At 60.7% G+C, this 22,699-nt stretch carries 21 protein-coding genes; 10 read left to right on the top strand and 11 right to left on the bottom strand.

Features of this window, described 5'->3' with window-relative positions; all coding sequences use genetic code 11:
• Positions 1-26: 26 nt before the first annotated feature.
• The 3 genes from fecA to JOE32_RS22345 form a co-directional block, all read right to left on the bottom strand.
• On the bottom strand, positions 27-2,366 hold the full coding sequence (gene fecA / locus JOE32_RS22335; RefSeq protein WP_209989005.1) for a TonB-dependent Fe(3+) dicitrate receptor FecA: 2,340 nt from the start codon (positions 2,364-2,366) through the stop codon (positions 27-29).
• Between the two features lie 90 nt (positions 2,367-2,456).
• A complete protein-coding gene (locus JOE32_RS22340) occupies positions 2,457-3,398 on the bottom strand; it encodes a FecR domain-containing protein (protein ID WP_209989008.1) in 942 nt (313 codons plus the stop codon).
• Positions 3,395-3,883, bottom strand: coding sequence for a sigma-70 family RNA polymerase sigma factor (locus tag JOE32_RS22345; RefSeq protein ID WP_209989011.1), 489 nt, complete (start codon positions 3,881-3,883; stop codon positions 3,395-3,397). The genes JOE32_RS22340 and JOE32_RS22345 overlap by 4 nt, the downstream gene beginning before the upstream one ends.
• 170 nt (positions 3,884-4,053) lie before the next feature.
• Between JOE32_RS22345 and JOE32_RS22350 the strand changes: the two genes are divergently transcribed.
• From JOE32_RS22350 to JOE32_RS22380, 7 genes are all read left to right on the top strand, one after another.
• A complete protein-coding gene (locus tag JOE32_RS22350) occupies positions 4,054-4,356 on the top strand; it encodes a DUF3649 domain-containing protein (protein WP_209989015.1) in 303 nt (100 codons plus the stop codon).
• A complete protein-coding gene (locus JOE32_RS22355) occupies positions 4,353-5,927 on the top strand; it encodes a PepSY-associated TM helix domain-containing protein (RefSeq protein ID WP_209989017.1) in 1,575 nt (524 codons plus the stop codon). Before JOE32_RS22350 ends, JOE32_RS22355 begins: the two co-directional genes overlap by 4 nt.
• A gap of 1 nt (position 5,928) precedes the next feature.
• On the top strand, positions 5,929-6,255 hold the full coding sequence (locus JOE32_RS22360) for a DUF3325 domain-containing protein (RefSeq protein WP_209989020.1): 327 nt from the start codon (positions 5,929-5,931) through the stop codon (positions 6,253-6,255).
• 9 nt (positions 6,256-6,264) lie between these two features.
• Entirely contained in the window at positions 6,265-6,843 is a 579-nt protein-coding gene (locus JOE32_RS22365) for an RNA polymerase sigma factor (RefSeq protein WP_209989024.1), read from the top strand.
• On the top strand, positions 6,840-7,817 hold the full coding sequence (locus tag JOE32_RS22370; RefSeq protein ID WP_209989027.1) for a FecR family protein: 978 nt from the start codon (positions 6,840-6,842) through the stop codon (positions 7,815-7,817). The genes JOE32_RS22365 and JOE32_RS22370 overlap by 4 nt, the downstream gene beginning before the upstream one ends.
• A 188-nt stretch (positions 7,818-8,005) precedes the next feature.
• On the top strand, positions 8,006-9,250 hold the full coding sequence (locus JOE32_RS22375; protein WP_209989029.1) for a DUF2599 domain-containing protein: 1,245 nt from the start codon (positions 8,006-8,008) through the stop codon (positions 9,248-9,250).
• A gap of 60 nt (positions 9,251-9,310) precedes the next feature.
• Complete coding sequence (locus JOE32_RS22380) at positions 9,311-10,513, top strand: DUF2599 domain-containing protein (protein ID WP_209989032.1); 1,203 nt, start codon at positions 9,311-9,313, stop codon at positions 10,511-10,513.
• A gap of 38 nt (positions 10,514-10,551) precedes the next feature.
• On the opposite strand, the gene JOE32_RS22385 is transcribed toward JOE32_RS22380, so the two are convergent.
• Entirely contained in the window at positions 10,552-10,902 is a 351-nt protein-coding gene (locus JOE32_RS22385) for a glutaredoxin family protein (RefSeq protein WP_209989034.1), read from the bottom strand.
• Positions 10,902-11,906 carry a nucleoid-associated protein YejK gene (gene yejK / locus JOE32_RS22390; protein ID WP_209989036.1) on the bottom strand — a complete coding sequence of 335 codons (1,005 nt, stop codon included), beginning with the start codon at positions 11,904-11,906 and terminating at the stop codon, positions 10,902-10,904. Before yejK ends, JOE32_RS22385 begins: the two co-directional genes overlap by 1 nt.
• A gap of 397 nt (positions 11,907-12,303) precedes the next feature.
• On the opposite strand from yejK, the gene JOE32_RS22395 reads away from it, so the two are divergent.
• A complete protein-coding gene (locus tag JOE32_RS22395; RefSeq protein WP_003188840.1) occupies positions 12,304-12,585 on the top strand; it encodes an HU family DNA-binding protein in 282 nt (93 codons plus the stop codon).
• A 68-nt stretch (positions 12,586-12,653) separates the two neighbouring features.
• Here JOE32_RS22395 and rlmF read toward each other — a convergent pair whose 3' ends face one another.
• The 6 genes from rlmF to JOE32_RS22425 all read right to left on the bottom strand — a co-directional run bounded on the left by rlmF (position 12,654) and on the right by JOE32_RS22425 (position 20,173).
• The gene (rlmF, locus tag JOE32_RS22400; RefSeq protein ID WP_209989037.1) at positions 12,654-13,670 is read right to left on the bottom strand and encodes a 23S rRNA (adenine(1618)-N(6))-methyltransferase RlmF; all 1,017 of its coding nucleotides are present in this window, start codon (positions 13,668-13,670) and stop codon (positions 12,654-12,656) included.
• A 150-nt stretch (positions 13,671-13,820) separates the two neighbouring features.
• The gene (locus JOE32_RS22405) at positions 13,821-14,516 is read right to left on the bottom strand and encodes a DUF3800 domain-containing protein (protein WP_209989039.1); all 696 of its coding nucleotides are present in this window, start codon (positions 14,514-14,516) and stop codon (positions 13,821-13,823) included.
• A 271-nt stretch (positions 14,517-14,787) separates the two neighbouring features.
• Entirely contained in the window at positions 14,788-17,634 is a 2,847-nt protein-coding gene (locus JOE32_RS22410; protein ID WP_209989041.1) for a valine--tRNA ligase, read from the bottom strand.
• Positions 17,635-17,844: 210 nt separating this feature from the next.
• Positions 17,845-18,192 (bottom strand): hypothetical protein, encoded by a 348-nt coding sequence (locus JOE32_RS22415; protein ID WP_057007053.1) that lies wholly within the window; start codon positions 18,190-18,192, stop codon positions 17,845-17,847.
• Between the two features lie 7 nt (positions 18,193-18,199).
• Complete coding sequence (locus tag JOE32_RS22420; protein WP_209989043.1) at positions 18,200-18,628, bottom strand: DNA polymerase III subunit chi; 429 nt, start codon at positions 18,626-18,628, stop codon at positions 18,200-18,202.
• Between the two features lie 54 nt (positions 18,629-18,682).
• Positions 18,683-20,173 carry a leucyl aminopeptidase gene (locus JOE32_RS22425; protein ID WP_209989047.1) on the bottom strand — a complete coding sequence of 497 codons (1,491 nt, stop codon included), beginning with the start codon at positions 20,171-20,173 and terminating at the stop codon, positions 18,683-18,685.
• Positions 20,174-20,459: 286 nt separating this feature from the next.
• Here JOE32_RS22425 and lptF point away from each other — a divergent pair, with 286 nt between their 5' ends.
• Both lptF and lptG read left to right on the top strand, forming a co-directional pair.
• Positions 20,460-21,578 carry an LPS export ABC transporter permease LptF gene (gene lptF, locus JOE32_RS22430; RefSeq protein WP_003234122.1) on the top strand — a complete coding sequence of 373 codons (1,119 nt, stop codon included), beginning with the start codon at positions 20,460-20,462 and terminating at the stop codon, positions 21,576-21,578.
• Positions 21,571-22,650: an LPS export ABC transporter permease LptG gene (gene lptG, locus JOE32_RS22435; RefSeq protein ID WP_209989049.1), complete on the top strand. Its 1,080-nt coding sequence runs from the start codon at positions 21,571-21,573 to the stop codon at positions 22,648-22,650. The genes lptF and lptG overlap by 8 nt, the downstream gene beginning before the upstream one ends.
• The last annotated feature ends 49 nt before the right edge of the window (positions 22,651-22,699 follow it).

The raw sequence follows: 22,699 nt of genomic DNA on the forward strand, positions 1-22,699 counted from the left end.
CAGGCCCGTTTTCGTTCAAGCGTCGATCAGAACGCGATGGAGGTTTGTACGTACACCGTGCGCGGCTCGCCGACGTATTTGCCCTTGTTGTTATCGTCAAACGAGCGCGTGTAGTACTGCTTGTTGAAGATGTTCTTGACGCCCACCGCCACGTTCAAATCCGACAGTTGCGGGCCGAAATCATAGGCCGCGCGGCTGCTGAACAGCATGTAGCCGGGGATGCGCCCGTTGGCACCGTCGGCGCTTTCGGCGCGGGTGTTGGCGTTGTCGGCGAACTGGCTGCTCTGATAGCTGCTGTCCAGGTTGAGCTTCCAGTGGCCTTCGGTGTAGCCCACGCCCAGGGTGCCTTTGTGTTTGGACGAGAAGGGCACGCGGTTGCCCTTGTTCGGACCGTCTTCGCGGATGGTGGCGTCGACGTAGGCGTAGCTGGCGTATACATCAAAGCCTGCCAGCGCCGGGCTCAAGCCGTCGAGGGCGTAGTTGATGCTCGACTCGACGCCCTGATGACGCGTCTCGCCGCGAGCGATCACCGAATCGTTGGTCTGGTTGCTTTCGTACTGGTTGTCGAAGTTGATCAGGAACGCGCCGATTTCCGCGCGCAGGTTGCCGTTGTCATAGCGCGTACCCAGTTCCCAGGTGCGGGCCTTCTCCGGTTTCACTTCGCCGCTGCTCACGCGGTTGGGCATCTGGCTGTATTGCACGCTGCCGAACGAACCTTCGGTGTTGGCGTAGAGGTTCCACTCGTCGGTAAGGTGATAGAGCACGTTCAGCGCCGGCAGCGCGGTGTTGTAGTCGCCCTTGTACTTGACGTTGCTGAGGTTGTTGGTCTGCTGCGACTCGATCATCTCGTAGCGAATGCCCGGGGTGATGGTCCATTTGCCGATATCGATCCGGTCATCGATAAAGAACGCATTGGCTTCGGTGCCGCCACGGGTATCGCGGTCGTTGCGACTGTTGGTGGTGGGCATCTGCTGGTTGTTGGCCGAGATCGGCGTGCGGTAGCGCAGCTCATGACCGGCTTCGTTGATGTAGCGGTAGCCCACACCCACTTCATGGCTGGTGGGGCCGAGGTCGAAGCCCTGGGCGAAGCGGGTCTCGATACCGCGTACCCAGTATTCGCGCGGCGACAGGGAAAGGAAGCTGCCCTGGTCCAGGTAACCGCTGCGCAGGGTCTTGGTGAAGAAGCTGTTGATGGTGAATTCGCGGCGGTCCTGCTCGTAGCGGTAGCCGACGTTGAACATCGTGCGGCGACCCCAGAATTTGTCGTAGGCGCGGGTGGACTGGTACGGATCGGCCTTGTAGTCGGCCACGTTCAGACCGCCGGGCATGTCGGCCTGGCCTTCGTAGTACTGCGCCATGGCGTTGAAGCTGTTGGCATCGTCCAGTTGGTATTTACCCTTGAGGATCAGGTCGTCGATACGCGTGTCGCTGTTTTCGCGCCAGTCGCCGCCGCGGGTGCCCGAATACAACAGGGCGCCACCCAGGCCGTTGTCGGCGGTGCCGCCAGCAAGCAGGTTGCCGGTGGTCTTGAAGCCGTCGTGGCTGGAGGACGGGCTGGTTTCGGTCTGCAGGCCGCCCTTGACGGTGGGCGCATCCGGGATCGCGCGGGTCACGAAGTTGACCACGCCGCCCACGTTCTGCGGGCCGTAACGCACTGCACCACCGCCGCGCACCACGTCGACGGCGTCCATGTTGCCCATGCTGATCGGCGCGAAAGACAGCTGCGGCTGGCCATAGGGCGCGAACGGCACCGGAATACCGTCCATCAGCACGGTGGAGCGCGATGCCAGGCGTGGGTTGAGGCCGCGAATGCCGAAGTTCAGCGCCATGTCATGACTGCCGGTGCCGTTGTTGTCCGGGGCGTTGACGCCGGGGATGCGGTTGAGCACATCTTTGGCCTGGGTGGCGCCCTGGCGTTCGAATTCCTCGCGGCGGATCACATCGCGGGCGCCGGGGTGTTCGAAGACGTTGGTCTGCGCAGCATCGCCGAGCCAGTCGCCAACCACGCTGGAGGTGGCCAGCTCCAGCGTGGCCGGGGCGTCTGCCGGTTGCAGGCTGAAGGCGTTGTTGCCCTCAGCGCGGGCTTGCAGGCCGGTGCCTTCCAGCAGTTTCTGCAGGCCTTCGGCGGCGCTGTAATTGCCCGACAATCCACGGCTCTGCATGCCGGCCGTCACTTGGGAACCGAAGGAAAGCAGCACGCCGGCTTCGCGGCCAAACTGGTTCAGGGCTGTTTCCAGCGAGCTGGGGGCGATGTGATAAGGCTTGGCATCGGCCGCCATGACGGGCGGCAGCAGGGTGAAACTGAGGCTGGCGCCCAGTAACAAGTGGCGCAGGGTGCGGGCGAGCAGGGAGGGTTGCTGGGGCATGGGACGCGGTCCTGAGAAGACGGATCAAGGGGGCTTTCCTTCTCTGTCACGCGAGGTATGGAAAACGGCTCACTCGGTAGAAAAGTATTTTCAGGCGCGCGCCTGCACGGTGACCCAATAGCGGGTAAACCGCCGCACTTTTACCGGCAGGCTGACTTCCAGCTGGTCGAGAATGCGCTCGCTGTCGTCCAGCGGGTAACTGCCGGAGATCAGCAAGTTGGCCACCTGCGGGTCGCAATGGAGCTGGCCGCGCCGGTAGCGGCCCAGCTCGGCGAGGAAATCCTCCAGGCGCATGTGCGCGGCCATCAGCATGCCGTCGGCCCAGGCGCCGCTGTTGGCGTCGGTGGGCCGTGGCGTGTCCCAACCCTTGCGGGTGAAATTGACCTGCCGCGCGGCGTCCACTGTCAACGGCAGGCCGCTGTAGCGGTTGGGCATCACCTCGACATGGCCGTCGAAGACCGCCAGTTGCGTATGGTCATTGAACTGACGCACGTTCAACCGCGCTGCCTGGCTGCTGAGCAGGCCCTGGCCGGTCAGTACGCGCAGCGGTGTGTCGTCGGCGCGGACGGTCAGCAGGATTTCCCCCTCGAGCAGGCGGATCAGCCGCTGTTGACCATCGAAGTGCACATCCACTGCACTGCCGGTGTTGAGTTTGAGCTGACTGCCGTCCGCCAGTTGCACCGTGCGGCGCTGACCCACCGGGCTGCGGTAATCGGCGCTCAGCGGCGGCAGCATATGTTGCTGGCGCAGGCCCCAGGCCGCCGCCGAGCCGGCGCCGAGGATCAACAGCAATTTAAGCGCCTGACGCCGGCTGCTGGATGTGGGCGCGTTCAACGCCGCGTGTGCCAGAGGCGAAGGCATGCCGCGCAGACGCTGGTTGACACGCTGGATGTGGTCCCAGGCGCGCTGGTGTTCGCTGTGGGCATTCAGCCACTGTTGCCAGGCTGCCTGCTGGCGCGGGTTGAGCGCGCCTTGCTGCATTTCCATCAGCCAGTGCACGGCTTGTTCGGCCACCTGGGTCGAGAAATTCATAGGGCAAAGTAGCAGCGCATGGCCGCTTTGTTCAGGTGGCGTTTGACGGTGGCGAGGGAGATACCCAGTTCGGCGCCGATCTGCGCGTAGGTCAGGCCGTCGAGCTGGGCCAGCAGGAATGCACGTTTGACGGGCGTTGGCAGGCCGTCCAGCAACTGGTCAAGTTCCAGCAGGGTTTGCAGGATGATCGCGCGTTCTTCTTCCGACGGCGCGACCTGTTCCGGCATCTGCGCGAGGGCGTCAAGATAGGCGCGCTCCAGGTCCTGGCGGCGGTAGAAGTTGAACAACACCCGCTTGGCGACGGTGGTGAGGAACGCGCGGGGCTCGATCAGTGTGGGTGTTGGCGGCGCGGTGAGCACGCGCATGAAGGTGTCCTGCGCCAGGTCTGCAGCACTTTCCGGGCAGCCGAGCTTGCGTCGCAACCAGCCGTTGAGCCAGTGGTGATGGTCCTGATACAAGACTTCGACGGTGGTGGACGGGCTCAACGCAAACACTCCGCAAGCATGAGCAAGCTTTAGAGAACAAGAATTGTTCGCATTGTAGGGCGCGCGAGTGGGTTCGGCAATGCGCCAGAGCAGGTGATTCATCCGTTCGGTTTTGCTTATGAGAATATTTATCATTAATATCGCCAACTGAATAATCTGGCGCCGCCGCGATGAAAAGCAAAACCACACTGCCCGTCTCCTACCGCCTCGCCGTCACCTCACGCGTGCTGGCGGCCGTGGTCGGCGGCTACCTGATGGCGTCTCTGGCCGCTGTTTGCCTGGCGCTGTGGCTGCCGACGTCACGTGCCGATGCGGTGGTGACCGGCATGATGAGCTCATTCGTGTTCTACCTGCTCGCGGTGCTCTGGTGCTTTGCCTGCCGCAGCGCCTGGCGGGCCTGGTTTGGCGTGATGCTGCCGACGGCGGCGTTTGCCACCCTGGCGGGCGTGGGTTTGTGGATGGTGCGCACATGAAAGAGGGCTTTCGTCAGGCCATGGCATGGTTGCACACCTGGGCCGGATTGATCTTTGGCTGGCTGTTGTTTGCGATTTTTCTGACAGGCACCCTGGCCTATTTCAAGGACGAGATTACCCACTGGATGCAGCCCGAGGTGCAGGCGCATCCGCTGGACGATGCGCGCAGCCTCAACGTCGCCCAGGCCTACCTGCAGCAGCAGGCGCCCGACGCCGCGCGCTGGTTCATCACCTTGCCCAACAGCCGCGATCCCGGCCTGTCGGTGATGTGGCAAGACAAGCTCGACCCCGGCAAGCGCGGCAATTTCGTCCAGAAGGTCGTTGACCCGGTCAGCGGCCAGGCCGTTCAAGCCCGCGACAGCAAAGGCGGCGAGTTCTTCTACCGTTTCCATTTCCAGCTGCAAATGCCTTATCCATGGGGCCGCTGGCTGTCGACCCTCGCGGCCATGGTGATGTTCGTGGCGCTGATCACCGGCATCATCACCCACAAAAAAATCTTCAAGGACTTCTTCACCTTCCGCCCGCGCAAGGGCCAGCGTTCGTGGCTTGACGGGCATAACGCGGTGGGAGTGCTGGTGCTGCCATTTCACTTGATGATCACCTACAGCAGCCTGGTGATCTTCATGAGCATGGTCATGCCGGCGCCCATCATGGCGTCCTACGGCGACGACAGCCGCGCGTTCTTCAGCGAGCTGTTCCCCGCCACCGACAACGCGCCGGCCCTCGGGCAGCCGGCGCCGTTGCAGTCGCTGGTGCCGATGTACACGCAGGCTCGCGCGCAATGGGCGGGCGGGCAGGTCGGCCGGCTGGCGGTGAACAACCCGGGCGATGTGAACGCGTCGGTGAACATATTCCGTTCAGGCTCCGACCGTGTGGCGCAGGATTTTGGCAGCGTGGTGTCGTTTAACGGCGCCACGGGTGAGTTGCTGCGGGTGGGCGGCGGGCAGTCGTTGCCGACGCTGGTCAGCGGCACGTTCTATGGCCTGCACATCGGCCATTTCGCTGGCCCGATGCTGCGCTGGCTGTACTTCATCTGTGGCCTGGCCGGCACGGCGATGATCGGCACCGGGCTGGTGATGTGGCTGGGCAAGCGCCAGCTCAAGCACGCCAGGACCGGCGTCATGCCGTTTGAATTGCGACTGGTGGAGATGCTGAACATCGCCAGCATGTCCGGGCTGTTGATCGCCATCGGCGCATTCTTCTGGGCCAACCGCCTGTTGCCGGCGAGCTTTGCCGAGCGTTCCGACCGGGAGGTGCAGGCGTTCTTTATTGCCTGGGGCCTGAGTCTGTTGCATGCCGCGCTGCGCCGCGGGCGCCAGGGCTGGGTCGAGCAACTGAGCTGCGCTGCGCTGTTGTTTGCGGCCGTGCCGCTGTTGAACGCCCTCACCACCGATCAGCACTTGGGTGTGTCACTGGCCAGGGGCGACTGGGCCATGGCCGGCTTCGACCTGACATGCCTGGGCAGCGGAGCCTTCCTGGCCTGGGCTGCGTGGAAGATGCGGCACCGCACGGCGCCTCGGCCCAAGGCCGAACGCGCCCATCGGCTGAACCTCAAGCAGGAGGCTCACTGACATGCTGCTCGCGGTGCTGTTGTGCTACGCCGGATTCACTGCGCTGTGCCTGTCCACCGACCGGCACCACGGCGAGCTGCTGCACAGCAAGCCAACGCCACGTCGCCGTGTCGGTTTGCGCGTGAGCGGCTGGCTGCTGTTGCCCGGCTCGATCTGGCCGGCCGTCGCCGCTGCCGGCTGGAGCCAGGGCCTGGTGGAGTGGTGCGCGGTGCTGATGCTCAGCGCACTGCTGCTGGTGCTGCTGTTGCCGTACTGGCCAAGGCTGGCCTTGAGCCTGGCGGGTGCTGGGTTGTTGGCCAGCCCCGTTGCGGCGTTTGTGACCCTCTGAGCCCACGCCATGATCATCAGCACGCCACCGGATTCCGAAGACAGCCCGCCCGTTGATGCGATGTGCGGCCGTGCGTATTTTCTGCAGGTGTTTTTGTCCCAGCGTTCGCAGATGGAAGCCCTGGTGAGCCGGCGCGTCGGTTGCCGCGCGACAGCGGCCGACCTGGTGCAGGATTTATTCCTGCGCTTCTGGCGCCGACCGCTGGTGCAGGTCGAAGAACTCAGCACCTACCTGCTGCGCTGCGCCGGCAATATCGCCATTGACCACCTGCGCAGCGAAGGCGCCCGTGTGCGTAGCCGTGAAGGCTGGCTGCCGGAGCAACAGGACAATCACGGCGCCGACCCCGAGGCCGCGCTGGAGGCGGGCAACGACCTGCGCCACGTCGAAGCCGCCCTGCGCAGCCTGCCGGAGCGCACCCGGCAGATTTTCCTGCTCAATCGCATCCACGGGCGCAAATACGCGCAGATCGCCAAGGCCATGGGGCTGTCCCAAAGTGCCGTGGAAAAACATATGATGCGCGCCCTCGAAGCCTGCAAGGCCAGTCTTCGCGAGCCACCGCCTCCACGCACGCCAGGGAAAGCCCCGTGAACGTCACCCCGACGCCCGCCCAGGAAAGGGCTGCACTCGAATGGCTTGGCCGGTTGCATGACCAGCCCGGCAGTGGCGATCAGGCTCTTTTCACCCGCTGGCTGCGTGCTGACCCTGCCCATGTCCAGGCCTATTCCCAGGCCCAGGTGCTGTGGGAACTGAGCGAAGCGCCGGCGCGAACATTGGCCAGCGAAGAAGCGTTGGTGTTACAGGGCTACCTGAACGCGATGAATACTTCGAAGCGCTCGCGGCGGGTGCGCCGGTTCGGTGCGCTGGCCGTGGCCGCCTGTTTGTGGATGATGGTGTCGCTGGGCGTCGGCTGGCAGCCGTCGCATTGGATCGACGACATCGGCGCTGATTACGTGACCGCGCCGGGAGAGGTAAAGACCTTCACGCTGGCCGACCAATCGAGGGTCACGCTGGATGCCGACAGCGCGATTGCCGTCGATTTCAACCACGGCGAACGGTTCATCCAGCTGCGTCGCGGTGCCGGGTTTTTCAGCGTGACCCACACCGGCGAACCCTTCGTGGTGGAGGCAGGCAGTGGTGATGCGCGGGTGCTGGGCACGCAGTTCGCAGTGCGCCTGCAACCGACCGGTGCCGAGGTGACAGTGTTGTCAGGCCGGGTGGGTGTTGCCGCATCACAGCTGGGCTCACAGCAAATTCTCACCGCAGGCCAGCAAATGGCCTACGCCGATGGTATCGCCCAGCCCCTGCTGACGGTCGACAGCGAAGCGCGCCTGGCCTGGCGCGATGGTTGGCTCAATTACTACAAGACGCCGCTGGCCGATGTCATCAAGGACCTGGGCCGTTATTACCCTGGACGCATCCTGTTGCTGGATGACGCGATGGGTGCCCGGCGAGTGAGTGGCAGCTTCCCAAGCAAGGACCCGCAGGCTGTGTTGAATGCGCTGCAAACTGTGCTGGGGTTTGAACAGCACAATCTCCTGGGAAAAGTGATTATCGTGCGTTGAGTGCTACAACAAAAACACACTCAATGACACTGTCAACCTCTCCAGTTCGCAACGATTAAATGATATTTTCGTTATGGTATTTATTACCAATCAATATCGTCGCCTGTTAATTATGACAGTAGAAGGCTTTTTGTTTGTGCGTTTTCATGGGCTGAAGGTTTCTTCAGCCCCTATTGAAGGTGCACGTCATGAAGCACTTGTTGAACTTGCCTGTTATTGTTTGTGTGTTGTGTTTTGGCAGCTCCGCGCATGCGAAATATTTGACGCATGACGAAACCGGCGCAGCGACCGCATCGGAGATTGTCGCGGCTTATAATAATACCGCTGTCGATTGTGGATCAGAGAAGCGCCCGTCCATCCTGTGTTCCGGCGTCACCATCCGCGGCACCATTTATTCGTCGGCGTTCAGATTCTGGAATCCTGGGCCGGCCTCTAAAGAAGCAACGTCTTTTTCCTGGCTGCGCAAAGATGCAAAGTTTCGCCAATTGGCCTCGGACCATCGTCATGGCTACTTGATGCGGCCGATCGTCACGGCTCCCGATGATTATATTCAGCTTCAGGTGCTTTGCGCATTTCCCATGGATGCGGGCACGCACATGCGGGCGCAGGCGGGTTGTGGAGACTTTATCAAAACGGCAGAAATAGAACGTAGTTGTCAGGAGTTGGGTATTACAACGGCTGCGGCGTGGCGTGACGACTACATGTTGAATAAACGATCAAAGCATCGCCAATGTGGTTTTGATCTCAGGCCGGCCACCGAGCCTGCTGGCGCCAATGCGTTCATGCAGTTTGTAAAAGCCCATGCGTTTGAAGAAGTATTAAGTGAGCATTTCGCTGCGATTCTTTTCAGTAACAATGAGGTGCGGATCGCCTCCTGGCCGCAAAGCGATGGGAGTCGTCTACCCATCTGGGCACTTTTCTGGATCAGTAATAATACGGTGACCGGCGCCGCCTCCGACGCAGGCAAGGTTGATGCGCAGAGAGACCAGATCGCTCTCTACGAAGACTCCGGGCATTTCCTGCCCATTATCCGAATGACGCTTCCGATGACCCCGGCTCAGGAGGCGACCTTCTCCTATAACCCGGCAGACCAGGCTCGATTGGACACCGTGCTGTGCCGTCGATTTATAGACAAGGCTCAATGGGTAAACCGATATGACCCCGGTGCGAAGGCTGATCGCTGGACATTGCAACTAACGCCAACGGATTGCGGCAGGCTGAGTCAAGCCAATCAGCTGGACAAGTTCTACGCCGAAGTAGTGGCCAAGTACGGACGTGATAATCAGTGGCTTGCCGAGAATAAAGGCGGCGTTCGGCGTCAACTGGCGTGCTTGCTGACAACTTATCGAAATAACACTACTTATAATCTTGAACCGTTCAGACCCAATGTGTCGCATGAGGCTGCGGTGGCTGCCCAATGTAATCCTGTATAGAACTCAATAATTTTTACCCTTGCTGTATGTATTTTATTAATCGAGCTGCAAGAGGTTATTATGAAAACCAAACGGATAAGTGTTGCTATTTTTTCGAGCGCTGTTGTAACGGTTGCGTGGTCCGGACTTATAATGGCGGATGCCGCCGGTGATGCGATAGGGCAAAAAGTCGCGGCTGATTTGCGGACTCGCTATCATGACACCCGAATGTCTTGTACTCGATATTCCGCACCTGGATTCACCTGCAATGGTGTTATTTTTAGAGCTACCATACCTTCTCCTGATTATAAGTTTTGGGATCCCAGTCCAAAAGCCAAGGCCAGTGGAGGGTGGTCATATTCCTATCTTCGGCGGGATGCCAAGTTTAAACGGCTGGTGCGCGACGAGAATAATGGCAATATTATTTTTCCTCCATTGTTGACGCCGCCGGATAAAACGCCGGTACACGTACTCTGTGCATTTCCCGAGGATGGCGGTACTGACACACGCGACAGGCAAGGTTGTGGCGTCAGTACCAGCGCAACTTCCGACAGCCGGATTTGTCACGAGCAAGGTATCGTGAACGCGAACCAGTGGCTCGCCAAACACAAGAAAGACCGTCTCAGTAATGTGAACCAGTGCGCCTTTAACGTGCGTGATGACGCAAATGAAAAAGGCACCCAGTCCTTCGAAGCTTTTATTGAGGCGACCGGCAAGGATTCGGATACCTTCGATCAGCAGAATGAATTCCGCCTCGCCACCTGGGATTCGACCAAGCCCGAGACCCTGCCTATCCAGGCATTGTTTTACCTGAAGGATGGCCTGGCCGATGCGCAGTTTGATCAAAATGATTACAGGGACGCTACCGGAACCTGTCTGCCGATCATCAAGATGACGTTGCCACAGTCTTTATCCCAGGACGCCACATTCGACTATCTGCCGGGTGATCAGAAGTGCTCTTCCACACCTGCTGCCGAGTACATTCAGTCGGCCGAATGGGTCAAAAGGCACGACCCAGGCACCGGCAAGGATGAGTGGAGTCTGTCAATCACGCCAACGCAATTAGGCAAGGACGCCAAGGCAGACAGAACCGACGCCGTATTGGCGGAACTGCAGAGAAAATTCGGCAATGACCCGCAGTGGAAAAATAACGACGGTGGCGGGATGCGCCGGCAGTTGGTCTGTCATTACGTGATCGCCCGCGATAAATCGCCGTGGAATCTCGAGCCTTACCGAAAAGATACGTCAGAGGCCGCAGCGGAGGCGGCAGGCTGCAATCCTTAAGATGCAGGCCTTGGGCATCTCACAGATGCCCAAGGCTTTCACTCCAACGCCGCCATTATCGCGTCCGGGTTGTAATCCCGAATCAACGTCCCGTTCACGTCCACAAACGGAATGCCGCCGCCACCCAGCGCTTCGTACGCCGTGCGGGCCTGGGCGTCCTTCTCTATATCGAAGGCCTGGTACGCAATGCCTTTCTTGTCCAGGAAGCGGCGGATCTGCTTGCAGTAGCCACACCATTGCGTGGAATAAAGCACCACGCGCGCCGACGTGCGTACCTGCTCCGACACCACCTGCGACGGGTTGAACAGCCGCTCGATCTTGCCCCAGTTCTGGATCACCACCACGACCAGCAACACCAGCAGGACTTTTTTAAAGACCCCGCCGAGCATCAGTTGCGGTGCTTGAGCTGGTCGGTCAGTTGGGTCGGCAAGCCCTTGATGATCAGCGTGCCTGCGGCTTCGTCGTACTCGATCTTGTCGCCCAGCAGGTGCGCTTCAAAGCTGATCGAGAGGCCTTCGGCGCGGCCGGTGAAGCGGCGGAACTGGTTAAGGGTGCGCTTATCGGCCGGAATCTCCGGCGACAGGCCGTAATCCTTGTTGCGGATGTGGTCGTAGAACGCTTTGGGCCTATCCTCGTCGATCAGGCCCGACAGTTCTTCCAGGCCCATGGGCTCGCCAAGCTTGGCCTGGCTGCTGGCGTAGTCCACCAGGGTCTTGGTCTTTTCGCGGGCGGACTCGTCCGGCAGGTCTTCGCTCTCAACGAAGTCGCTGAACGCCTTGAGCAGGGTGCGGGTTTCGCCGGGGCCGTCGACGCCTTCCTGGCAGCCGATGAAGTCGCGGAAGTATTCCGAGACCTTCTTGCCGTTCTTGCCCTTGATGAACGAGATGTACTGCCTGGACTGTTTGTTGTTCTGCCACTCGGACACGTTGATGCGCGCCGCCAGGTGCAACTGGCCAAGGTCCAGATGGCGCGACGGGGTTACGTCCAGCTCGTCGGTCACCGCAACGCCTTCGCTGTGGTGGAGCAGGGCGATCGCCAGGTAGTCGGTCATGCCCTGTTGGTAGTGGGCAAACAGCACATGGCCGCCGGTGGAGAGGTTGGACTCTTCCATCAGCTTTTGCAGATGCTCGACCGCTGTGCGGCTGAAGGTGGTGAAATCCTGGCCGCCGTCGAAATACTCTTTCAACCAGCCGCTGAACGGATGCGCGCCGGACTCAGCATGGAAAAACCCCCAGGCCTTGCCCTGCTTGGCGTTGTAGCTCTCGTTGAGGTCGGCCAGCATGTTCTCGATGGCGGCCGATTCGGACAGCTCCGAGTCGCGCGCGTGAAGAACTGCAGGTGTGCCGTCGGGTTTTTTGTCGATCAGGTGGACGATGCAATGACGGATCGGCATAGGCTTCTCGGCTGGTTGAGGGGGAGCGGTGGGCCTCCCCAAAAAGTCGTCCAGTGTACCGCACCCATTGGTCGGGGGGCGCCTGGAAGGTGTTTTGCGCGCTCGCTTACGGGCCATATGCCTTTTTTTCACGGTTTAGAGCGATAAAGCTGACCAAATGGGTAGGTAGAGGCGGATATTTCCCCGTCTCTGTGCTAGTTTTGCCCGGTCTTGCGCCAAGTCTCGGCGTTAAGCGTGCATTCAGCATCTGTCAGGTCGAACCAATCCCTGTTTAGAGCATCTATAACCCCGATCTCCGACGGTTATAAGCCAGGGGTGCCAGGCCTAGATGGCAGGGCTCGATGGCTGACACTGCACTCTGCAATCCATATGAATTTGATAGGGAAGGAACACCACAATGGCTATTACTAAAGACCAACTGATCGCTGACCTGGCTGAAGCAGTAGACGCACCGAAAACCACCGTGCGCGCTCTGCTGGACCAACTGAGCCAGGTTGTTGCCGATCAGCTGGAAAACGGCGGCGAAATCACTCTGCCAGGCGTTGGCAAACTGAAAGTGACCGAGCGTCCTGCCCGTACTGGCCGTAACCCTTCGACTGGCGCTGCCATCGAAATCGCTGCCAAAAAAGTTATCAAGCTGGTTGTGGCCAAAGGCCTGACCGACGCTGTTAACAAGTAAGACGCAGCAAAAAAAAACCGTGCTCCGGAGCGATCCGGGCACGGTTTTTTGTTGCCTGCGATTCAGTCCTAGCGCACCCAGCGCTGGCGCCACAGCTGCTGTTCGTTTTTGGTCTGAAAAGTCCAGGCCACGAACCGGCTCTGCTTTTGCCCCTGTGACATTTCCACCACCTGGCTCTCCAGCACGCCGGCTTTTTTCAGGGCGGTTTCGATGGCCGGCAGGTTGGAGGCTTTTGACACCAGGGTGCTGAACCACAGCACCTTGTGCGCAAAATGCGCGCTCTCGGCGATCAACTGCGTCACGAAGCGCGCTTCGCCGCCTTCACACCACAGCTCGGCCGACTGGCCACCGAAGTTCAGCACCGGCAGCTTGCGCTTCGGATCGGCCCTGCCCAGGGCACGCCATTTGCGTTCACTGCCCTTGGTGGCTTCATCCATGGACGCGTGGAACGGCGGGTTGCACATGGTCAGGTCAAAACGCTCGCCCGGCTCCAGCAGGCCCAGCAGGATCTGCTTCGGGTTGGGTTGCAGGCGCAACTGGATAACCTTGCTGAGGTCGTTGGACTGCACGATGGCCTTGGCCGCTGCGACGGCGGTAGGGTCCACCTCGGAGCCGAGGAAGTTCCAGCGGTATTCCATATAGCCAATCAGCGGGTAGACGCAGTTGGCGCCCATGCCGATATCCAGCACCTTGACGATCGAACCACGCGGGATCTTGCCTTCATTGCCGCTGGCCAGCAGGTCGGCGAGGAAGTGCACGTAGTCGGCGCGCCCCGGCACCGGCGGGCACAGGTAGTCGGCCGGTATATCCCAATGCTGGATGCCATAGAACGACTTGAGCAACGCCCGATTGAAAACGCGCACCGCGTCGGGGCTGGCGAAGTCGATGCTTTCCTTGCCATACGGGTTGATGATCACGAATTGCGCCAGTTCCGGCGTGGTCTTGATCAACGCCGGGAAGTCGTAACGGCCCGTGTGGCGGTTGCGCGGGTGCAGGGTAGCCTCTTTGCGCGGTGCGACGGGCTTGGCCGTGGCGGCGGTTTTGGGCTTCTTGCGCGGAGGTTTGGGCGTAGTGGGGGCGGTCATTGGCGGCGTCGATTCTGGGGTTGCGTCAAAAGTGGCAGGTATTGTCACACATCTATCGAGATTTAGCGGCTGATGCATAACTGAGCGTTGGATGGGGGGGGCATTCCTGCTCGCCCCGTCAACTTTTACGGTCTGAAAAAAAACGCAGGATTACGGGAAATAAAGCGTTTTCACGGAGATGTGAGATTTAAGAATCGCCCAGGCAGCCGAGTTTCCGTCTTCAAAATGAGACTGGACAATGCCAGAAAGCATGTCTGAAAACTGCACATTGGTACTGCAAGAGCTGTCGCATGGACGAGTCAAAAGTACTGTCGTCTTTTGACAGTCAAACCAAAGCTTGGTCTGGAGATAGTCGTGAAGACTGTTTCCACTTTCCACCTTAATGCTTCTTGGGTCTGGAACAAATTCGACTTCGTCAGTCGCTCCCATTTCGGCAAGAAGAGACAAACCGATCATATAGTTATAGAGCTTATTTTCATCCGCTCTTATATGCGCCTGAACATTGGCTTTGAAAACCGTGATGGAGGAATATCTGATTACTCCAGGGTGTGCGTTCGCTAGTTGTTTGGCAGCTTCTGCGAAGGCACTTCGCTCAAGTGCATTCATCATGGACCACTTCTTTTCTTCTGAAGTAGGCCAGTTGAACTTCTGGTACAGCTTTTTTATCAGCCGTTTAGGGAGGTGACGTTTATGTTCGTCAATTATCAAGGAGGCAATCGTTAAATGGCGGCTGGAGCCGCCACGTCGATACGGAAGGTCGAATTTCCAGCCCAGGTCACCGCTTTCATCTAAATATATGAAATTTTTAGTCATGGAAGCGGTTTTTTCAGGAATGAGGTGGTGCAAACCCTAAGTCCGACGCTCTTACAGAGCGCTTACGATACTATTGAAGCGTCGCGGAAACCCTAGGCTTTACTTGCACCGGGGCGGATTCTATAGAGGCTTTCTAGCGGTGTCAATCTAACTCTCACTTCCAAAGCTCTACCCCCGTTAAACGACCACCGCTCCAGGCATCATGTTGGTTTTTGTTGACAAATAGAGCGATGCAGCGTGATTTTCCCAAAAAAGGGAGGCCGTTCTGGCCTCCCGCCTCCGTAACACGCAATTGCGTGTCCTACTACAGGCTGGAAATCCGCGCATGCTGCTCCGCCAGCTTGCCTAGGGCCTGTTCAGCCTCGGCCAGCTTGGCGCGTTCCTTGTCGATCACTTCAGCCGGCGCCTTGTCGACGAATGCCGCGTTGGACAGCTTGCCGCCCACCCGTTGCACTTCGCCTTGCAGGCGCAGCATTTCCTTGTCGAGACGGGCCAGTTCCGCGCCCTTGTCGATCAGCCCGGCCATCGGCACCAGCACTTCCATGTCGCCCACCAGTGCGGTGGCAGACAGCGGTGCTTCGGCGCCATCAGCCAGCACGGTGATCGACTCCAGCTTCGCCAGTTTCTTGAGCAGCGCATCGTTCTCATCGAGACGACGCTGATCCTCGGCGCTGGCGTTCTTGACGAACACGGCGAGTGGCTTGCCCGGCCCGATGTTCATTTCGGCGCGGATGTTGCGCGTGCCGAGCATCAGCGTCTTGAGCCATTCGATATCGCTTTCGGCGGCTTCATCGATGCGGGCTTCATTGGCCACCGGCCACGGCTGCAGCATGATGGTTTTGCCGTCGATACCGGCCAGCGGCGCCAGGCGCTGCCAGATTTCTTCGGTGATGAACGGCATGAACGGATGCGCCAGGCGCAGCGCCACTTCCAGCACGCGCACCAGGGTGCGACGGGTGCCGCGCTGGCGTTCGACCGGCGCGTTTTCGTCCCACAGCACCGGCTTGGACAGCTCCAGGTACCAGTCGCAATACTGGTTCCAGATGAACTCGTACAAGGCCTGCGCGGCCAGGTCGAAACGGAACTGGTCGAGCTGGCGGGTTACTTCGGCTTCGGTGCGCTGCAACTGCGAGATGATCCAGCGATCGGCCAGGCTCAGCTCATAGGCTTCGCCGTTCTGGCCGCAGTCCTCGCCTTTGTCCAGCACGTAGCGCGCGGCGTTCCAGATCTTGTTGCAGAAGTTGCGATAGCCTTCGACGCGGCCCATGTCGAACTTGATGTCGCGACCGGTGGACGCCAGCGAGCAGAAGGTAAAGCGCAGGGCGTCGGTGCCATAGCTGGCAATACCATCGGCGAACTCGTCGCGGGTCTGCTTCTCGATCTTCTTCGCCAGTTTCGGCTGCATCAGGCCCGAGGTGCGTTTCTGCACCAGGGTTTCCAGGTCGATGCCGTCGATGATGTCCAGCGGGTCCAGGACGTTACCCTTGGACTTGGACATCTTCTGGCCCTGGCCATCACGCACCAGGCCGTGCACGTACACGGTCTTGAACGGTACCTGCGGCGTGCCGTCCTCGTTCTTCACCAGGTGCATGGTCAGCATGATCATCCGGGCAACCCAGAAGAAAATGATATCGAAACCAGTGACCAGCACGTCGGTGGAGTGGAATTTCTTGAGGAATTCAGTCTGCTGCGGCCAGCCGAGTGTCGAGAACGTCCACAGGCCCGAGCTGAACCAGGTGTCCAGTACGTCGTTGTCCTGTTGCAGCGCAATGTCGGCTCCGAGGTTGTGCTTGGCACGCACTTCGGCTTCGTCGCGGCCGACATAGACCTTGCCCGACTCGTCGTACCAGGCCGGAATACGGTGGCCCCACCACAGCTGACGGCTGATGCACCAATCCTGAATGTCGCGCATCCAAGAGAAGTACATGTTTTCGTACTGCTTGGGCACGAACTGGATGCGGCCGTCTTCGACAGCAGCAATGGCAGGCTCGGCCAACGGCTTGGTGGACACGTACCACTGGTCGGTCAACCACGGCTCGATGACGGTGCCGGAACGGTCGCCCTTCGGCACTTTCAGGCCGTGGTCGTCGACGCTGACCAGCAAGCCGGCGGCATCGAACGCGGCGACGATCTGCTTGCGCGCTTCAAAGCGGTCCAGGCCTGCGTATGCGGCCGGGATTTTGCCGTCGATGCTGTCGTTGAGTGTGCCGTCCAGGTTGAACACCTGGCAGGCTGGCAATACGGCGGCGTTTTTATCGAAGATGTTCAGCAGCGGCAGGTTGTGGCGCTTGCCGACTTCATAGTCGTTGAAGTCGTGGGCCGGGGTGATCTTCACGCAGCCGGTGCCGAATTCGGGGTCGCAGTAGTCGTCCGCGATGATCGGAATGCGGCGGCCGACCAGCGGCAGCTCGACGAATTTGCCGATCAGCGCCTGGTAGCGCTCGTCATTCGGGTTAACCGCGACGGCGGCATCGCCGAGCATGGTTTCCGGACGGGTAGTGGCGACGATCAGGTAGTCGTTGCCTTCGGCGGTTTTGGCGCCGTCGGCCAGCGGGTACTTGAGGTTCCACAGGAAGCCTTTCTCGTCGTGGTTTTCCACTTCAAGATCGGAGATTGCCGTGTGCAGCTTGGTGTCCCAATTGACCAGGCGCTTGCCGCGGTAGATCAGGCCGTCTTCATGCAGGCGCACGAAGGCTTCTTTAACGGCCTCCGACAGGCCGTCGTCCATGGTGAACCGCTCGCGGCTCCAGTCGACGGACGAACCCAGGCGGCGGATCTGACGGCTGATATTGCCGCCGGACTGGTCCTTCCATTCCCAGATCTTTTCCAGGAATTTCTCGCGGCCCAGGTCATGACGGCTTTGGCCGGTGGCTTCCAGTTGACGCTCCACCAGCATCTGCGTGGCGATGCCGGCGTGGTCGGTGCCCGGCTGCCACAGGGTGTCTCGACCCTGCATGCGGCGGAAACGGATCAACGCATCCATGATCGCATTGTTGAAGCCATGGCCCATGTGCAGGCTGCCAGTGACGTTCGGTGGCGGAATCATGATGGTGTAGGGGTCGCCCGCACCTTGTGGGGCGAAATAGTTCTCGGACTCCCAGGTGTTGTACCAGGAAGTTTCAATAGCGTGGGGCTGATAGGTCTTATCCATGCGCGGCGGGACCCTAGTTGGCATTTATTCAGGAAAGCCGGCAAGTATAACGGGGGATAGGGGAGAGGGCGAGACGAAGACAGGCTTAAGGGATACGCGATCAACTGTGGGAGGGGGCTTGCTCCCGATAATGGCGGATCAGCTATGAATTGATGACTGACACACCGCTATCGGGAGCAAGCCCCCTCCCACACGGGATATGGGTGAAGCTCAGGACTGGTATTGGCTGAGCAACCGCTCCATTCGCGCATCCAGCCGGCGCTTGATCTCGGTTTCGATGTGCGGTGCGAAGTCGTCGATCACGTCCTGCATGATCAATTGCGCAGCGGCCCGCAGTTCGTTGTCCAGGTGCAGCAACAAGGCGTCCTGCGGTTTTTCCGCTGTGGCGGCAGCGGGTTGCGGCGTTGGCGTGTCGAACGCCATGGCAATCTGTGCCTCGTCCATGACCGCTTCGGTCAGCAACGGCGGCTGCAGGTCGTCATCACCCAGCAGTTGACGGATCGACTCGAGGTCGTCCAGTAAATGGTCGTCTTTTTTAATCGGGTTTGGCGTGTCCATCATCTACTCAAAGTCGTTGTAGCCGGTGATCCTGCAGAGGATAGCCCTGTTCGCGATAGAAACGAAAACTCTCCCGCGCGGCCTGACGAACAGCCGGATCTTCCACCACCACCTCCGCCACGCGGGCGAATGCCCTGGCAAAGGCCGGTACTTTCAGGTCCAGGTTAATCAGCAGGTCCTGGTGATCGCCGCAGCCGTCGCCCAACCCCAGCACCACACGGCCGTCGGGCTCGGATTCTGCGGGGCCGTGGGGCACGAAGCTTTCGCCCTTGAAGCGCCACAGGCGCGCATCCAGCTCATCGCGCTGGCCGGCATCGCTGCAATGCAGGTAGATGCGGTGGCCCATGCGCCAGGCTTTTTCGGTGAGTTTGCAGGCAAAGTCCAGGCGCGCGAGCGGGTCGGCGCTGGGCAATATATAGAAGTCGACTTGGGTCATTGCGGTTCCTGAGGCCGGGACGGCGAAATGATCACCGCCCCGGCGTCTTCAGTTTCAGGCCTTGGCGCGATCCAGCAGGTATTGGGTCAGCAGGGGCACCGGACGGCCGGTGGCGCCCTTGTCCTTGCCGCCGCTGGTCCAGGCGGTGCCGGCGATGTCCAGGTGGGCCCAGTTGAAGTTCTTGGCAAAGCGCGACAGGAAGCAGGCGGCCGTGATGGTGCCGGCTTTCGGGCCACCGATGTTGGCGATGTCGGCGAACGGGCTGTCCAGCTGCTCCTGGTACTCGTCGAACAGCGGCAATTGCCAGGCGCGGTCGTCGGCTGCCTGACCGGCGCTGAGCAGTTGCTCGATCAGCTCATCGTTATTGCCCAGCAGGCCCGAAGTGTGGGCGCCCAGGGCGACCACGCAGGCGCCGGTCAGGGTGGCGATGTCGATCACGGCCTGTGGCTTGAAGCGCTCGGCGTAGGTGAGGGCGTCGCACAGCACCAGGCGGCCTTCGGCGTCGGTGTTGAGGATCTCGACGGTCTGGCCGCTCAGGGTAGTGACGATATCGCCCGGACGGGTCGCGCCGCCGCTCGGCATGTTCTCGGCGCAGGCCAGGATGCACACCAGGTTGATCGGCAGCTTGAGTTCCAGCACGGCACGCAGGGTGCCGAACACGCTCGCGGCGCCACCCATGTCGTACTTCATCTCATCCATGCCCAGGCCAGGCTTGAGGCTGATGCCGCCGGTGTCGAACGTGATGCCTTTACCTACCAGGGCGTAGGGCTTCTCGGATTTCTTGCCGCCGTTGTATTGCATCACGATCAAGCGTGGAGGCTGCTCGCTGCCCTGACCCACGGCGTAGAACGAGCCCATGCCCAGTTCCTTGATCTTTTTCTCGTCCAGCACTTCAACCTTCAGCCCCTTGAACTCCTTGCCCAGTGCCTTGGCCTGTTCGCCCAGGTACGTCGGGTGGCAGATGTTCGGCGGCAGGTTGCCCAGGTCACGGGTGAACGACATGCCGTTGGCAATCGCGGTGGCGTGGGTCACGGCGCGCTGCACTTCGGCCTGGGCGGCCTTGATGGTCAGCAGGGTGATTTTCTTGAGCGCGCGCGGTTCGGCTTTCTGGCTCTTGAATTGATCGAACACGTAGCCGCCGTCCACCAGGCTTTCGGCCAGCAGGCGGGTCTTGCCATAGCTGTCACGGCCCTTGACGACGATTTCATCGAGTGCCAGCACGGCCTCGGTGCCGCCCAGGCCCTTGAGGGTGGTGAGCAGGGTGCTGATGATCTTGCGGAACGGACGGTCGCCCAGTTCGGCGTCCTTGCCCACGCCCACCAGCAATACGCGGTCGGCCTTGAGGTTGGGCAGGCTTTGCAGCAGCAGGCACTGGCCCACTTTGCCGGCCAGGTCGCCGCGCTTGAGGATCGCGCTGATGGCGCCGCCGCTCAATTCGTCGAGTTGGCTGGCGGCGACGCCCAGCTTGCGGCCTTCGCCGATGGCGACCACGAGGGTGGCGGTCTTCAACGTTTCGGGGCTAACGCTTTTTACAACCAGTTCCATGTTCGGGTCCCTTATAAAGGTCGGTGAGCCTGGCGTCTGTATAGCCAGGCTTAAAGCGAGGCAGCTGTGTAAAAAACCGCCCGCGACAAGGGCCGCAGTTTGAACCTCGCAGGCGAAGCCTGACAACCCTCGGCGCACGCTTTGTGCTCGCGCATGAGGTTGCTCCGTGACAGGCGCGGTCAATCACAGGATAATGCGCCATCTTTTTAGCCGGCCCGTGCAAACGGGTCGCTCGGTATGCTTGCTTGTTTGGCCGCCTTAGCCTGACAACCCTGGAGTGTCTGGTTTGATCGTCTTCCGTTATCTATCCCGCGAAGTCCTGCTGACCCTGAGTGCCGTGAGTGCGGTATTGCTGGTCATCATCATGAGTGGTCGTTTCGTCAAATACCTGGCCCAGGCGGCTTCCGGCGCCCTCGACCCCGGTTCGCTGTTCCTGATCATGGGCTTTCGCCTGCCGGGTTTTTTGCAGTTGATCCTGCCGCTGGGCCTGTTTCTCGGGATCCTGCTGGCTTATGGCCGACTGTACCTTGAGAGCGAAATGACCGTGCTGTCGGCGACCGGCATGAGCCAGCAACGCCTGCTGGCCATGACCATGATTCCGGCAGCCGGCGTCGCGCTGATCGTGGCCTGGCTGAGCCTGAGCCTGGCGCCCCAGGGCGCCATGCAATTTCAGCTGGTGCTGAACAAGCAGGACGCCATGACCGAGTTCGATACCCTGGAACCTGGCCGCTTCCAGGCGCTCAACGACGGCACCCGGGTCACCTACACCGAAACCCTGACCGACGACCGCGCCAACCTCGGCGGGGTGTTCATCTCCGAAAAACGCCTGGGCCAGGACAAGAAGGACCGCGGCATCTCCGTGCTGGTCGCCGATGCCGGGCGCCAGGAAGTGCGGCCCGACGGCAGCCGCTACCTGATCCTGGAAAACGGCTATCGCTATGACGGCAGCCCCGGCCAGGCCGACTACCGCGCCATCAAGTACGACACCTACGGCGTGATGCTCGCGCGGCCGGATGTCAGCGACGAAGTCACCGACCGCGACGCGATCCCCACCCAGGAGCTGTTCGGCAGCACCGAACTGCGCTCCATCGCCGAGCTGCAATGGCGCATTTCCCTGCCGCTGCTGGTGTTTATCGTGACGCTGATGGCCGTGCCGCTGTCGCGCGTCAACCCGCGCCAGGGCCGCTTCCTCAAACTGCTGCCGGCGATCCTGCTGTACATGGCCTACCTCACCATCCTGATTTCCGCGCGTGGCTCCCTGGAGAAGGGCAAGCTGTCGCCGACCCTTGGCCTGTGGTGGGTGCACGGGATCTTCCTGGTGATCGGCCTGGGGCTGCTGTACTGGGAACCTATCCGCTTGAAAATGAAGAGCCGTCGTGGCCAGAAGGAGATGGCGCGTGGTTAAGCTCGATCGCTACATTGGCAAAAGTGTACTGGTCGCCATCCTGGCGGTATTGGGCATCATCCTCGGCCTGGCGTCGCTGTTTGCCTTTATTGATGAGGTCAGCAACGTCAGCGACACCTACACGGTGACCGACGTGCTGAGCTACGTGGCCCTCACCGCGCCACGCCGTCTCTACGACATGATGCCGATGGCCGCGCTGATCGGTTGCCTGATTGGCCTGGGCAGCCTGGCCAGCAACAGCGAACTGACCATCATGCGCGCTGCCGGGGTTTCCGTCGGCCGTATCGTCTGGGCGGTGATGAAACCCATGCTGCTGCTGATGGCGTGCAGCGTGCTGATCGGTGAATACGTCGCGCCGCCGGCCGAAACCACCGCCCAGGCCAATCGCGCCCTGGCCCAGGGTTCGGGGGATGCGCAAAGCGCCAAGCACGGCCTGTGGCACCGCCAGGGTGAAGAGTTCATCCACATCAACGCCGTGCAACCGGGCGGCCTGTTGATCGGGGTGACGCGCTACACGTTCGACAAAGAGCGCCACATGTTGTCGTCCAGTTTCGCCAAGCGTGCGCAGTACAGCGCCAATCAGTGGCAACTGACCGACGTCACCACCACCTATTTCCGCAACGCGGGCCAGGGCACCAAGGCCAGCACCGAAGTGATCAACGTGCCGACCGAGCAATGGGACATCGCCCTCAAGCCGGAGCTGCTCAATACCGTGGTGATGATCCCGGAAAGCCTGCCGATCTCCGGGTTGTGGAGCTATATCCATTACCTCAAGGACCAGGGCCTGAACAACGGCCGCTACTGGCTGGCATTCTGGGTCAAGGTGTTGCAGCCGGTGGTCACCGCCGCGCTGGTGCTGATGGCTATTTCGTTCATCTTCGGCCCGTTGCGCTCGGTCACCCTCGGCCAGCGCGTCTTCACCGGTGTGCTGGTGGGCTTTACCTTCCGCATTGCCCAGGATCTGCTCGGGCCGTCGAGCCTGGTGTTCGGTTTCTCGCCGCTGTTTGCGGTGCTGGTGCCCACCGCCATCTGCGCCCTGGCCGGGTTCTGGCTGCTGCGCCGCGCCGGGTAAGAATGCCCCGGCAAGCGAAAGGCCCCGTATTGACGGGGCCTTTCGCGTT

This window comes from Pseudomonas sp. PvP025, assembly GCF_017832155.1.
Taxonomy (GTDB): domain Bacteria; phylum Pseudomonadota; class Gammaproteobacteria; order Pseudomonadales; family Pseudomonadaceae; genus Aquipseudomonas.

Coding starts and splice junctions, on each gene's coding strand:
- JOE32_RS22340 (WP_209989008.1), bottom strand. CDS start 3,398: ATGAATTTCTCGACCCAGGTGGCCGAACAAGCCGTGCACTGGCTGATG.
- yejK (WP_209989036.1), bottom strand. CDS start 11,906: ATGCCGATCCGTCATTGCATCGTCCACCTGATCGACAAAAAACCCGAC.
- JOE32_RS22355 (WP_209989017.1), top strand. CDS start 4,353: ATGAAAGAGGGCTTTCGTCAGGCCATGGCATGGTTGCACACCTGGGCC.
- JOE32_RS22425 (WP_209989047.1), bottom strand. CDS start 20,173: ATGGAACTGGTTGTAAAAAGCGTTAGCCCCGAAACGTTGAAGACCGCC.
- JOE32_RS22415 (WP_057007053.1), bottom strand. CDS start 18,192: ATGGACACGCCAAACCCGATTAAAAAAGACGACCATTTACTGGACGAC.
- JOE32_RS22375 (WP_209989029.1), top strand. CDS start 8,006: ATGAAGCACTTGTTGAACTTGCCTGTTATTGTTTGTGTGTTGTGTTTT.
- fecA (WP_209989005.1), bottom strand. CDS start 2,366: ATGCCCCAGCAACCCTCCCTGCTCGCCCGCACCCTGCGCCACTTGTTA.
- JOE32_RS22420 (WP_209989043.1), bottom strand. CDS start 18,628: ATGACCCAAGTCGACTTCTATATATTGCCCAGCGCCGACCCGCTCGCG.
- rlmF (WP_209989037.1), bottom strand. CDS start 13,670: ATGACCGCCCCCACTACGCCCAAACCTCCGCGCAAGAAGCCCAAAACC.
- JOE32_RS22380 (WP_209989032.1), top strand. CDS start 9,311: ATGAAAACCAAACGGATAAGTGTTGCTATTTTTTCGAGCGCTGTTGTA.
- JOE32_RS22410 (WP_209989041.1), bottom strand. CDS start 17,634: ATGGATAAGACCTATCAGCCCCACGCTATTGAAACTTCCTGGTACAAC.
- JOE32_RS22350 (WP_209989015.1), top strand. CDS start 4,054: ATGAAAAGCAAAACCACACTGCCCGTCTCCTACCGCCTCGCCGTCACC.
- JOE32_RS22365 (WP_209989024.1), top strand. CDS start 6,265: ATGATCATCAGCACGCCACCGGATTCCGAAGACAGCCCGCCCGTTGAT.
- JOE32_RS22360 (WP_209989020.1), top strand. CDS start 5,929: ATGCTGCTCGCGGTGCTGTTGTGCTACGCCGGATTCACTGCGCTGTGC.
- JOE32_RS22395 (WP_003188840.1), top strand. CDS start 12,304: ATGGCTATTACTAAAGACCAACTGATCGCTGACCTGGCTGAAGCAGTA.
- JOE32_RS22385 (WP_209989034.1), bottom strand. CDS start 10,902: ATGCTCGGCGGGGTCTTTAAAAAAGTCCTGCTGGTGTTGCTGGTCGTG.